Consider the following 12,887-nt stretch of genomic DNA (forward strand, 5'->3'; position numbering starts at 1 on the left):
CGTCTCCCTCATCCGGCAGTCAATTGCACGCCGACCGCGGTGACCACCACGTTGACCACAAACAGCGCCATGAATGCGTACACGACCGTCTCGTTGACCGCATTGCCCACCGACTTCGCGCCACCGGACACCGTTAGCCCCCGGTAGCACGCCACCAACCCTGCGATGAGGCCGAACAGAAGTGCCTTGATCGCAGAGATGACCACCTCATTGATTCCGGTGAGCAAAGTGATGCCCGACGCGAAAGCACCTGGGTTGACGTTCTGGACGAATACGGAGAAGACGTAACCGCCGACCACCCCGATGATGCACACCAGACTGTTGAGGAGTAGCGCCACCAGTCCGGAGGCCACCATTCGCGGAGTGACCAGACGTTGTACCGGATTGATCCCGAGGACCTCCATGGCGTCGATCTCCTCGCGAATCGTCCGCGATCCCAGATCCGCACACATCGCCGTCGCCCCGGAACCCGCCACGATCAAGACGGTCACCATCGGACCGACCTGCGTGATGGCTCCGAACGCCGCGCCGGCCCCACTCAGATCGGCGGCACCGAGTTCACGGAGAAGGATGTTGAGGGTGAAGCTGACCAACACCGTGAACGGGATGGCGACCAAAATCGTCGGTACCAGCGAAACGCGAGCGACGAACCATGACTGCTCGAGCATCTCCTTGCCCTGAAAAGGTCTGCGGAACAAAAACTTCACCGCATCGACCGACATCATGAACAATCCACCGACGGATTCGAATGGACCGGATAGGTCAGGGCCGCGCAAACCCCCGGGCCGGATGCCACTTCTGATGTGCCACCCGGCCATCAGAACGCCGAACCCTCACCGAAAGTCCATACATGCCAACCACTTCCCCGCCCCATCGACACCGCTGGCAATTGCATCCGTTCACCTCACTGTGCACGAGATCCAAAGTCGGCACCCATGTCGCCCAATGCTTGATGACATTGCCTACCAACTGATTTGGTATTTCTGCAGAACATTCCCAGATATCCGGGGTCCACAGAGCTCAGGATCAGACAACAACGGACCCCACCTGTCCAGCACCCCCCGAAGGTGCCGCCTGTCCCGAAGAGCAGGACATGCATACTCGAAGCGACCCGGGCTGCGGGCCACATCGAATGGTCACACACGTGCGATTAGACCAGTTCGCTGCACCACCAATGTTGCAGCCCAGTCGATTTCATCTGGCGTCCAGCAACGCTCGCCAGAGGTATCAACCACTCCTCTCACGTCTCGAAGACACTCTTACAAGCAAGTACAGCGTGGGTGTCGCACCCCCGTTCACCTACCTGCGAGCTCAACTTACACGCATAAGTAGAGGATGTGAGCAAAATCGCAGAGTTTTTTCAAACAGACCACAAATCGATCCGGCCGACCGCGCCGGCGGCCCCCGCAAACCGGGACAATTTCGACATGATCTCGCCGATTACGCAGTGTCCCAACAAGAATGGGATCGATTCCCGAAAACCGTCACCTGCCGACGGTTGTCCGATATAAGCTCCGCACATCTGCAAGAGCCCCACCTTCCGCACAGGGATGAACCCACTTGGGTCCGTCTTTCCTGTAGTCAGCGACGTCCATCCCGAGTAAGGGAGTCGACGATCGGCGACGGAGAACGTGGCTCCGTAGTACGGGTCACTGTGACCTGGCCAAACCCTGACACCCGGTGTCCCAATCCGCACCCGGTGTACGTCGGAGGAGGAAGAATCTGTTGAGAATTCATCGCATGCTTGTCGTCGCGATTGCGGCCGTGCTGCTGGTGGCCGGGTGTAGTGACCGCGGCGGGGACAGCGGCTCCGGAGACGGTGGCGGCGGAAGCGGAACCTCGTCCTCAGATTCCGCGTCGAGCTCGTTCGGCGACCTGGACGACGTGTGCCAATCCGGCTCGGCCGCAGGCTCACCCACGCAGGGTGTCACCGACACCGAAATCAAGGTCGGTGTGTTCACAGATGTGGGCTTCACCCAGAACCCTGAGTTCATCAACGCTGCGAAAGTCTTCACGTCCTGGTGCAACGAGCAGGGCGGAATCAACGGCCGCAAGGTCGTCGCGAACACGCGGGATGCCAAGTTCATGGAGGCCCGCCAGCAGATGGTGGCTTCATGTCGTGAGGACTTCGTCCTGGTCGGTGGCGGCAGCGGGCTCGACGGCCTCGGCGTCAAGGAACGCCTGAACTGTCTGCTGCCGAGCTTCCCCGCACAGGTCGCGCAGCTCACCTCCGCCGGCGCCGACCTCGAGATCAGCGCCGACCCCAGCCTCACCCAGGGATACGACCCGTACTACGGCTTCCGCACCTGGCTGATCGACGAAAAGTACCCCGAGTCCAAGGGCGCCGTCGGCTTCGTCAACGGCGACTCACCGGTCACCAAGGTCCTGGGCGCACAGGCCGTCGAGGCCATGGAGGCGGCCGGGGCCACCTTCGTCTACAACGACATCTACCCGGCGATGGGTGTCGCCGACTGGACACCGTATGCCCAGGCGATCAAGAGCAAGGGTGTCAAGGGTCTCCTCTTCTATGGTGACTTCCGGCAGCTCGCAAAGCTCGAAAGCGTCTTGACCGGAATGGAATACAAACTCGACTGGATCGACACGAACAACAACGCCTACGGGCCGGAGTTCATCGAGCTGGCGGGTACGTCGATCGAGTACCAGAACAACTACCTCGATCTCGGCGGCAACCTGCCACTGGGCAGTGAAGAGCCCGCAATGAAGGACCTTCTCGCGCTCTACGAGAAATACGCGCCCGACGCCAAGCTGACGTTGCCGTCGATTCGCGCGATGTCGTCCTGGCTCCTGTTCGCAAAGGCTGCAGCGAGCTGCGGCGACGACCTGACCCGAACGTGCATCTACAACGCCGCGAAACAGGAGACGGCATGGACCGGCGGCGGACTGCACACAGCCCGCAACCTCGCCACGCCGGCGCCCCCGACACCCTGCTTCAACGTCGCCGAAGCCGAGCCCGACGGCTGGATAGCTCCCGACTTCGGAGCGGACGAGGGCGCGTACCGCTGCAACATCCCCGTCTACAAGTTCACGGGTGACTATCCGACGCCGATGACGCTGGCAGACGTCGGCAAGAGCATGGACGACGTGCAGTAGTCGCCGGTCAGACGCCCTTGACGGCGTCGGCGATGGGAGTCTCGCCATTGACGAACTCAATGGTGGTCCCGACACTCGACGGCGTATCGAGGACTGCGGCCAGCACAGCGGCCACATCGTCGCGGGTGATGTCGGCGCGCTCCGCGCCGCGTTCCTTGGTTGCGATACGCCCGGTGCCGGGTTCATCGGTGAGTGTGCTCGGGCCGACGATCGTCCACAGCAACGTGCTCTTACGGAGATACTCGTCGGCCTGCGCCTTGGACTCGGCGTAGGCGAAGAACGAATTATCTTCCGGCACACCGTGGTCCGGTCCGGCACCGAAGTACGAGATGATGACATAGCGCGGCACGTCGACCTTCAGCGCGGCGTCGATACTGCGGATCGCGGCATCCCGGTCAACGGCATACGTGCGCTGCGGGTTCCCGCCACCCGCGCCGGCGGCGAACACCACGGCATCATGTCCCCGGATCGCCTCTCCGATCTCGTCGGTGGACAGGTTCTCGATGTCGGCGATCACCGGCTGAGCACCCGTCGCCCGGATGTCGTCGGCGTGGTCGGGGTTACGAATCAACGCGCTGACCTGGTGTCCCTCACCGGTCAGGAGCTTTGCCAGCTTGAGCGCGATCTTGCCGTGGCCTCCGATGATGGCAATCTTTGACATGTGAATCCCTTCGTCGTCGATTGGGGCACTGTCTAATGTCTACGCGCAGCCGGCCGCTGTTATTCCGACGGCATCAGTGCAGGGCGTCGCGGCCGCATGTGCCCACCGATCCACCACTTCCAGCCATAGCCAGGTGTTGCAACGTGTGGGTGTGGCTGGAAGTTGTGGAACTGACTGGTGGAGAATGCTTTTCAGTTGCCGGTAAAGGTCGGCGGACGTTTCTCGGCGCGAGCCGTACGCCCTTCGGCCATGTCGTTGCTCTGCCATGCCCGCACCATCGCGGCCACGTGCTCGGCGGGGGCCTCGTCGCGAGCGCCGTCGTTGCCGAGAACCAGCTTGTAGTGCTGCAATGTCAGCGGAGCAAGGTTTGCGATCATCGCTGCCCAGCGCTGCGCCTCGCCGAGATCGCCAATGCGATTGGCGAACCCGACCACCTGTGCCCGTTCGGCGCTCATCGATTCGCAGCCGAGCAGGATCCCCGCCGCATCCCCGGCTCCGGCCAGTGACACCAGACGTTTGATCGTCCACTCATCCACCGTCACACCAATTTTCGCCGCCGGGATGGCACAGAATGACGACGATGACATCACTCGCAGATCGGCGGCCAGCGCCAATTGCAGACCTGCTCCGAGCGCGGGTCCGTTGATGGCCGCGACCACCGGCACCGGAATGTCCTCGATCAACCGCAGCATCGCCAGCAGCTTGTCGAGAAACGACTGCTCGTAGACCGGGCCCGAGAGGTCGGCTCCGGCACAGAAAACGCTGCCCGCACCGGTCAGGATCACGGCCCGGGCACCGGAATCGGCAGCATCGGTCAACGCCGCGGACAATGCGTCAACCATTTCGTGGTTCAACGCATTCCGCTGCCGCTCACGCCGCAGTTCAATGGTCAGCACTGCGCCGTCGCGGCTGGTCCCAATCATTCGGTCAGCGTACCGCTACTGTTCGACGTGTGAACGCTTACCCCTCCGGCGATCCCACCGAGACCGACGTATTGGTCATCGGCGGCGGACAGGCGGGATTGTCCGCCGGGTACTACCTGGACAAGTTCGGTCTGCGGTCGCAGACGTTGATGGTCGACCACTCCCCCGGCCCCGGCGGTGCATGGCAATTCCGATGGCCCACACTGACTTTGGCCGGTGCCAACAATGTCCACGATCTACCGGGCCTGGGTTTGGCAGAGGCACTGGGCACCGAGTGCGATCAATGGCCGGCGGCCACCGCGGTGCCGGACTACTTCCGGCAGTACGAGCAGAAGTTCGGTCTCGATGTTCACCGGCCGGTTGACGTCCGATCCGTCTCGCGCCGAGGTGAAGGGTTCCTGGTCACCACGGCCGCCGGCGACGAGATCTCGGCGCGCACCATCATCAACGCTACCGGAACCTGGGACCGGCCGTTCGTGCCCTATGTCCCCGGCATCGAAACCTTCACCGGGACCCAGCTGCACACCCACGACTACAAGACTCCCGCCGACTTTGCAGGTAAGCGGGTCCTGGTGGTGGGCGCCGGTATATCCGCAGTTCAGCTCCTGATCGAGATCGCCCGAAAGGCCGAGGGAGTCCAGACATTCTGGTGCAGTCGGACCGAACCGACGTTCAACGACGAGCCATTCGACCCCGAGCGCGGACGAGCAGCGGTGGCGCGGGTCGAAGAGCGGGTTCGAGCCGGGTTACCGCCGGGTTCGGTGGTATCGGTGACCGGCCTGCCCGACAACGACTCTTTCCGGGCTGCACGCGCGGATGGAATCCTGGACTGGCGACGGATGTTCACCCGCATCACACCCGACGGCGTCTGCTGGGACTGCGCCGTCGACGGCGTGGCGCCGCACCACCTCGACGTCGACATCATCTTCTGGTGCACCGGATTTCGCAGCGCTCTCGACCATCTGGCACCACTGCGATTGCGGGCGCCCGGCGGCGGGATCGTGATGACCGGACGTCTCGCCACCGTGGTCGAGGCGCTACCTCAACTGCAGTTGCTCGGCTATGGCCCGTCAGCATCCACGATCGGGGCCAATCGAGCCGGCCGGGAGGCCGCTCGCGTGGTGCAGAAATACCTCACGCAGGGCTGATCCGGATCGCCAATCCGCTCCGCGGATGCGAACGGCGTGCTGCAATGAAATAGGTGGTCGGGCCGGGTCGACAACGATGTCGGGTGGTGACGCATGCGAGCGTTTCGAACGAAGTTCATCGCTGCGGCAGTGGCGATGAGCACAGCGTTGGCCGTCGGGATTTGCTCGCCTGCCGCTGCCGGCCCCGAACCGGATGTCGCCCCGACCTCGTCGAAGTCACAGGTCCCCGATTTGACTGCCCCGGCGCAGGGCAGCCACCCGGACGCCTCGCGATACGTTCGCCAGAATCCTGGCGCGGTCCCCCCTGGCGTCAACGACTTCAGTTGTTTGCCATCACCGACCCGACCCCGGCCGGTGGTGTTACTGCACGGCACCGATTCGACCGCGTACTCCGATTTCGCAGCCCTCGGTCCCCGGCTCTCCGCGGCCGGTTACTGCGTCTTCGCACTGAACTACGGTGGACGCGACGGTGAGGCCAACTACGGCACCGAAGACATCCGGAACAGTGCCGCCCAGGTCGCCGAATTCGTCAAACAGGTACGCACCGCGACGCACTCGGAACACGTCGATGTCGTCGGATACTCGCAGGGCGCCACTGTCGGCCGTTACTTCATCAACAAACTCGGTGGGGCGCAGGTCGTCGGGCACTGGGTCGGCCTGGCTTCACCCAGTTATGGGAGTTCGATGTACGGACTGGTAGCTGTGGCAGATCAGGTCCCCGGTGCGATGGATGAGGCAGTCACGATTCTTCCGAAAGAGTTGGTGTCCACCGCATTGTGGCAGCAGGCCCAGGGGTCTGCGTTCCTCGACGACCTCAACAACCCGTCCGACACCGTGCCCGGCGTCAAATACGTCACGATCGCATCGCTGGTGGATGAGGTGATCCAGCCCCCGTCCAATGTGGCCCTTCGGGATCCCGCGGCCACCAATGTCGTTCTTCAGCAGATCTGCCCAGGAGACCTGACCGGCCACTTCCGGATGCCCTACGACGACGTCGCGATCAGACTTGTGATGGCCGCGCTCGACCCACAGTCAGGAAGCATCGGTGAGTGCGTTGATGTACCTCTGGGAGCGGGCGTACTGGACATGGTGATCGCGGAGAACTCCTGAAAGCTGTCCGCCCTGCTCACAGCCCGATGTGGACGATAGCCACCGACCGCATCGGGCAACAAGCCGTCGACTCCCGTTGACATTTTGTTGTGTTTTCACAACACTGGCCATCGTGAGTCCCGTGAAGAAGGCAGGACATCTGCCGATCCACAACCGCATCGGCGTATTGCGTGCCGAGCGGCGGATGTCCCGCGCGCAGCTCGCCGAGCTGGTGGGGGTCAACGTTCAGTCCATCGGATCACTGGAACGTGGCGACAACTTCCCCAGCCTCGACCTCGCCTTCCGGATCTGCGAAGTGTTCGCACTGCCGGTCGAAGCCGTCTTCAGTCGGCAGGAGTTCAGCGCCATGTCAACGCAGCTCTACCGCAACAACACCGGAGGTCAGCGATGAATAGTCCAGACCCCGTCACCAGAGGTCCTGCGGGACACCGATGGTGGCAACGCTACGAGACCATGCGAGCCGCGCAGCACGACAGGTTTCTGCGTCGCTGGGCGAACCGGTTCCCGCGACTCCGGAATCGTCGGACCGCCAGGAGACTTGTTGTCGCATTGACGATCACGATGCTGCTCGTTCTGGCCGCGGCCATCGGGACTTTCTTCGCGAACGCTGCGATCATTGCGTTCGCCGCGCTGACCATCGGGGTGATGTTGCCGATCATCTGGATTCTCCGGGCGATCACACTCAATGTGAATGACGCGCCGGCCTCGTCACTCGACGAATTCCAGTTGGCCGGACGCAACGCCGCCCGCTCGATCGCCTACACGGCCTTGTGGGTGTCGATGTTCATCCCGTACATCCTGCTGATGGCCGTCTCTGCGGGAGGCAGCTCGAGCGTCAGCGGTGAGGTGATCTACGGAAGTGCACTTCTGCTGATCGTGCTTGTGGCGGGCGTGTCCTGCATTCCGTTGGGACTTGCCGCCTGGTGGTTGCAAGACCCCGATCCAGAAGATTACGAACCATATCCGCATGCAGGCACCTCAGACCTGGCCGAGAGTGCCACCGAGACAGGAGGACACGGCGCATGGCCAATCCTCTGATCGTCGACGGACTGACCAAACGGTACGGATCCCTCATTGCCCTGGATGACATGAGCTTTTCCGTTGCCCCCGGCGAGATCTTCGGCTTCGTCGGTTCAAACGGTGCCGGAAAGTCGACCACGATGCGGATCATCCTCGGCGTACTCTCCGCGGACTCGGGCCGTGTGATGCTGGGCGATTCCCCCATCGATCTCCATACGCGACGCCGCATCGGGTACATGCCCGAAGAACGCGGCCTCTACCCGAAGATGAAAGTGGGCAAACAACTTTCATATTTCGCCCAGCTACACGGCTTGTCCCGCCGCGACGCCGACGACCAGGTCGAATATTGGGTGCGACGACTCGGTGTCGCCGAGCGCATCGATGACGACGTGAACAATCTGAGCCTGGGCAACCAGCAGCGGGTGCAGTTGGCAGCCGCGCTTGTCCACAACCCGGACGTCCTTGTCCTCGACGAGCCCTTCTCCGGACTCGACCCCGTCGCGGTCGACGTGATGAGCGAGGTGCTGGAAGAAAAAGCAGCGCAAGGTGTTCCGGTCATATTCTCGAGCCACCAGCTCGAACTCGTTCAACGACTCTGCAACCGGGTGGGTATCATCAGCCGGGGTACGATGCGCGCCCTTGGCACCGTCGATGAACTGCGTTCCACCGGCGACGTCCGCCTCGATGTTGTTGCGCCGCAGGCACCTCACGGATGGGCCGACCGGATCCCGGGAGTGCAGAGCAGCAATCACAATGGCACCACAACCACCGTCACCATGGCCCTCGAGGGCGATGAGCAGATCGTTCTGGCCGCCGCATTGAGCACCGGTCCGGTGACACACTTCGCGGTTTCCAGGCCGAACCTGACCGAACTGTTCCGAGAGGTGGTGCGCGCATGATCACCAATAAGATTCATGCCGAGGATGATTCGACGACATCACCCGACCACCAACTCGGCGCGGGCCGTGCGATCCGGCTTGTCGCCGGGCGAGAGATCACCACGCGGGCCGCAACCAAATCGTTTGTTGTCACCAACGTGGTGCTGCCGGTGGTCATCGTGGCCGGCATCATCGTGCTCTCGATGTTCACCGGCGACAGCAAGCCCACAAAGGTCGGCCTGGTCGGTGATGACTCGCAGCTGTCGCAGACCATCGTGGCTGTCGGCGATGCCTCCGGTGAGGACATCGAAATCGTCCCGATCAGAGACGCCACCACCGCCCGGCAACAGGCCGAGGGTGGCGACGTCAAAGTCGTGCTGGTACCCGGCTCCGGGAACAGCTACGAAGCGGTCACCAAAGACGACCTCGACGGCACTCTCGAGGGCGTGTTGCGGGCCGCCGTCAGCCAGGACGGACTGAGTAAGACGCTGGCAGAGCAGAACGTCGATCTCTCCGTGATCGCTGCCGACTCGACCCTCACTGTCATCGAGACCGAACCTGCCAAACCTGATGAGGGACAACGTATCGCGGTCGCCTTGACGGGCATGTCACTGCTGATGTTCGCCGTGCTGCAAGGCGGCGGGATGGTCGCAGGTGGTGTGGTGGAAGAGAAGACATCACGTGTTGTCGAGATTCTGCTGGCCACGATCAAACCCCTACACCTGCTGTGGGGCAAGATCATCGGCATCGGAGCGATGGCCTTTGCGCAGGTCATCGTCCTCGGCGGGGCCGCACTGGTCGCAGCGTTGGCAACGGGCTTGCTCGACGTACCGTCAGCGGCAGGATCGATGTTTGTCGCCGTGCTCGTGTGGTTCGTGCTCGGGTTCCTGTTCTTCGCCACGCTGTATGCCGCCACCGGCGCGGTGGTTTCACGACAAGAAGAGCTCGGTTCGAGTTCGGCACCGCTGACCATCCTCGCGATGGCTGTCGTCTACGCGGCGATCTTCGGCATCAACGCACTCGACAGCACGATCATGCGGACCCTGGCCTGGATCCCCCCGTTCTCGGCATCCATCATGCCGATCCGGATAGCCACCGGTGACGCATCGATATTCCAGATCGTCGGAACAGTGGTCTTGATGATCGTGGCCTGCGGGGTGGCCACCTGGTTTGCGGCGCGGATCTACCAGCGCAACATCTTGCGCACCGGGGCGCGCGTCAAGTGGTCCGAGGCATTCAGGGGCTGACCCCGGCCACCGTGAGTTCGACCAGAGAATCCAGACCGTCGAGTTCGATACCGCCGCCGCGGGCACTCGCTGCGCCGAGCAAAACCTGAAGCCGCCGGTTCAGCGGCGCTTCCACACCGTGGAGCCGGGCGAGCAGCACGATTTCACCGTTGAGATGATCCACCTCGTGCGAACCGGCGCCTCGCGCAAAGCTCTGCCACGTGGACTGTTGTCCGGCGACGACACCGAGCTCGGCATCGAGGTGTGTCTGGTCGGGAGCGATGAAGAGCGCACCGGACTCGGCCGGCGTGATACCGGCTGCGGCGAGGACCGCTCGCGTCTCGTTCTTTATGGCTTCGCCGACCTTCTCACGGGTGTCGGGATCGCCCGCGAGCACTTCGAGCCCGTTCTTCACGCTGTGCAGGATCTTCGTCGCCTTGATCGCGGTGATGTCCTCGACCTCGGACACCACAAAGTTCGACGCCCGCAGGTCTGCGGCGAAAGTGGTCGCAGCCGTTGCCCCGGCCTCCGTCGAGCGGTACGGCTCACCGAGCAACAGGCTGCCCAGATGGGGCCGGCCACCGACCCGGACCTCACCGAGGGTGGTGTACCGAGCCGAGATCAGGACGGTCGAGGCGACGATGTGGGTAAACCAGCGAGCGAGAACCCGTTCGGCGTCAAGGCCGTTCTGTGTGGTCACGATCGGCAGGAGTTCGCCGGCCGAACCGACAACCTCTCCCGAGTCGGAATGAACCGGCAACCACGCCAGCGCGGTCGCGACGTCACCGACGTGCTGCGTCTTGACCGCCAGGACCAGAACGTCGTCGGTCCGCAGCGAAACCTCGTCGATGGCCGCGACGGGGAGGTGGACGTCACGGCTACCGATCGAGGCATGGAACTTCAGCGGATGATCCCGCAGGTGATCGAGCGCGGCTCCCCGCGCGATCACAAGCACTTCGGTGCGCTCACTCAGCGCGGCAGCAAAGCTTGCCCCGACAGCGCCGGCTCCGACAATCACATATCTTGGCATCGTCCCACGTCCTTCTCGCCCAGCAGATTCCTCGACGCTACGTTGCGGCCCATCAAACCGACAGGCGGCAAACGGGTTTGAATCATCCTGGTTGAATCACCGTACCGATCAGAGATTGCGATCACCCGCAGCTGGGTTTATCACCGCCTGCCGGACATGATGAAGTGTGTCTTCTTCTACGCTTTCGGATCATTCGCTGACCGGCCAGGTACTGATCGGCGACCAGATTCCCGCCGCGTACCGCATCGACCGGTCCGGGTTCGTTCCGGATGGCGTGCCTGCGGTCCTGGTCAAGTCGACATCAATCGACGACGTCCGCAATGCGGTGCGCTATGCCGCGGCCGCCGGACTGTCTGTCGTGGTCCGCGGCGCCGGCACCGGATTGGCCGGCGGAGCGAGCGCCGGGACCGGTTCGCTGGTGCTCGATGTCAGCGGCCTCAACCGAATTCTCGAGATCTCAACTGATGACGAGCTCGCGGTCGTCGAGCCCGGAGTGATCACCGCTTCCCTCGATGCCGCTGTCGCGGAGTTCGGGTTGCGGTACGCACCGGACCCGGCGAGCGCCGCCATCTCCACCATCGGCGGAAACATCGCAACCAATGCGGGCGGGCTGCGGTGCGTCAAATACGGAGTCACCGGTGATTCCATTCTGGGCCTGAGCATCGTGCTCGCCGACGGGCGGCTGATCCACACCGGCCGACGAACTGCCAAAGGTGTTGCGGGACTCGATCTCACCAGTCTGTTCACCGGGTCCGAAGGCACGTTGGGTGTCATTGTCGGCGCGACGGTCCGGTTGCAGCCCATTCCGGTGAACACGGTCACCGTCGCGGCGTATTTCGACGATGTCGATCAAGCCGCGGCAGCCACCACGGCCGCGCTGGCGGCCCGGGTGCGGCCTTCGCTGATGGAACTGCTCGACGAGGCGTCCTTGCGGCAGGCGCAGGACCATCTCGGAATCAGAGCAGAGTCCGCGGGCGCGTTTGTGGTCGCGCAGACCGATGGGTTCGGCGCGCATGCGGAAGCGGAGATTCTCGAATCTGCGTTCCGACAGTTCACTTCTCGCGTCATGGTCGGTGACGATCCGCAGGCCGCCGATCAGCTGCTGGCGGTGCGCCGCGCAGCGCTGCCCGCGCTCGAACGTCACGGCCGGGTGCTCATCGAGGACATCGCCGTCCCGAGGTCGCGGATCGCCGAGGCCATCCGGGCAGTGACCGAGATCGCGGAGGGCCACAACACGGCGATCTACACCTTCGGCCATGCCGGCGACGGCAACCTGCATCCGATCATCGTCGTGCCCGAGCATGATCCCGGGGCCTACGACCGAGCAGTGGCGTCCGCCGATGAAATCTTCGGTACCGCACTCGAATTGGGCGGAACGATCACCGGAGAACACGGAGTCGGGGTACTCAAACGAAGTTGGCTGGAACGCGAACTCGGTCCCGACGCCGGCGACGTGCAGCGGACCGTTCGCCGGGCACTCGATCCGAGTGGGCTGTTCAACCCCGGCAAGACGATCTAGCCATCCGCCGACCGTGCCCTTGTTGCCGTTGACCGTGCCGAAAGCGCCGGCTGCACAAACAATCAAGGCACGCTCGGCGGTCGGATCGGCACGCTCGGCGGCACCCATCCGCCGACCGTGCCCTTGTTACCGCTGACCGTGCCGAAAGTGCCAGCTACACAAACAATTAAGGCACGCTCGGCGGTCGGATCGGCACGCTCGGCGGCACCCATCCGTCGACCGTGCCTTTGTTACCGTTGACCGTGCCGAAAGCGCCAGCCG

At 63.3% G+C, this 12,887-nt stretch carries 12 protein-coding genes; 8 read left to right on the forward strand and 4 right to left on the reverse strand.

The window, feature by feature from the left end:
• Nucleotides 1–8: 8 nt before the first annotated feature.
• Nucleotides 9–818 (reverse strand): ABC transporter permease, encoded by an 810-nt coding sequence (locus H290_RS0100265; protein ID WP_020104741.1) that lies wholly within the window; start codon nt 816–818, stop codon nt 9–11.
• Nucleotides 819–1,740: 922 nt separating this feature from the next.
• Between H290_RS0100265 and H290_RS0100275 the strand changes: the two genes are divergently transcribed.
• A complete protein-coding gene (locus H290_RS0100275; RefSeq protein ID WP_020104743.1) occupies nt 1,741–3,111 on the forward strand; it encodes an ABC transporter substrate-binding protein in 1,371 nt (456 codons plus the stop codon).
• 7 nt (nt 3,112–3,118) lie between these two features.
• On the opposite strand, the gene H290_RS0100280 is transcribed toward H290_RS0100275, so the two are convergent.
• Nucleotides 3,119–3,772: an SDR family oxidoreductase gene (locus H290_RS0100280; RefSeq protein WP_020104744.1), complete on the reverse strand. Its 654-nt coding sequence runs from the start codon at nt 3,770–3,772 to the stop codon at nt 3,119–3,121.
• 191 nt (nt 3,773–3,963) lie between these two features.
• On the reverse strand, nt 3,964–4,695 hold the full coding sequence (locus H290_RS0100285) for an enoyl-CoA hydratase (RefSeq protein WP_020104745.1): 732 nt from the start codon (nt 4,693–4,695) through the stop codon (nt 3,964–3,966).
• Nucleotides 4,696–4,724: 29 nt separating this feature from the next.
• Between H290_RS0100285 and H290_RS0100290 the strand changes: the two genes are divergently transcribed.
• From H290_RS0100290 to H290_RS0100315, 6 genes are all read left to right on the forward strand, one after another.
• Nucleotides 4,725–5,843, forward strand: coding sequence for an NAD(P)-binding domain-containing protein (locus tag H290_RS0100290; RefSeq protein WP_020104746.1), 1,119 nt, complete (start codon nt 4,725–4,727; stop codon nt 5,841–5,843).
• 93 nt (nt 5,844–5,936) lie between these two features.
• Nucleotides 5,937–6,953 carry a triacylglycerol lipase gene (locus tag H290_RS0100295; RefSeq protein WP_020104747.1) on the forward strand — a complete coding sequence of 339 codons (1,017 nt, stop codon included), beginning with the start codon at nt 5,937–5,939 and terminating at the stop codon, nt 6,951–6,953.
• A gap of 112 nt (nt 6,954–7,065) precedes the next feature.
• Nucleotides 7,066–7,344 carry a helix-turn-helix transcriptional regulator gene (locus tag H290_RS0100300; RefSeq protein ID WP_028462595.1) on the forward strand — a complete coding sequence of 93 codons (279 nt, stop codon included), beginning with the start codon at nt 7,066–7,068 and terminating at the stop codon, nt 7,342–7,344.
• A gap of 62 nt (nt 7,345–7,406) precedes the next feature.
• Entirely contained in the window at nt 7,407–7,991 is a 585-nt protein-coding gene (locus H290_RS27365) for a hypothetical protein (protein ID WP_020104749.1), read from the forward strand.
• Nucleotides 7,976–8,872 (forward strand): ABC transporter ATP-binding protein, encoded by an 897-nt coding sequence (locus tag H290_RS0100310; RefSeq protein ID WP_020104750.1) that lies wholly within the window; start codon nt 7,976–7,978, stop codon nt 8,870–8,872. The genes H290_RS27365 and H290_RS0100310 overlap by 16 nt, the downstream gene beginning before the upstream one ends.
• Entirely contained in the window at nt 8,869–10,098 is a 1,230-nt protein-coding gene (locus tag H290_RS0100315) for an ABC transporter permease (protein WP_020104751.1), read from the forward strand. Before H290_RS0100310 ends, H290_RS0100315 begins: the two co-directional genes overlap by 4 nt.
• Here the strand turns inward: H290_RS0100315 and H290_RS0100320 are convergent.
• Nucleotides 10,088–11,107: a ketopantoate reductase family protein gene (locus tag H290_RS0100320; RefSeq protein ID WP_036517632.1), complete on the reverse strand. Its 1,020-nt coding sequence runs from the start codon at nt 11,105–11,107 to the stop codon at nt 10,088–10,090. The two genes, H290_RS0100315 and H290_RS0100320, sit on opposite strands and share 11 nt — an antisense overlap.
• 166 nt (nt 11,108–11,273) lie before the next feature.
• Here H290_RS0100320 and H290_RS0100325 point away from each other — a divergent pair, with 166 nt between their 5' ends.
• Nucleotides 11,274–12,626, forward strand: coding sequence for an FAD-binding oxidoreductase (locus tag H290_RS0100325; protein WP_020104753.1), 1,353 nt, complete (start codon nt 11,274–11,276; stop codon nt 12,624–12,626).
• The last annotated feature ends 261 nt before the right edge of the window (nt 12,627–12,887 follow it).

The organism is Nocardia sp. 348MFTsu5.1, assembly GCF_000383535.1.
Classification (GTDB): Bacteria; Actinomycetota; Actinomycetes; order Mycobacteriales; family Mycobacteriaceae; genus Williamsia; species Williamsia faeni.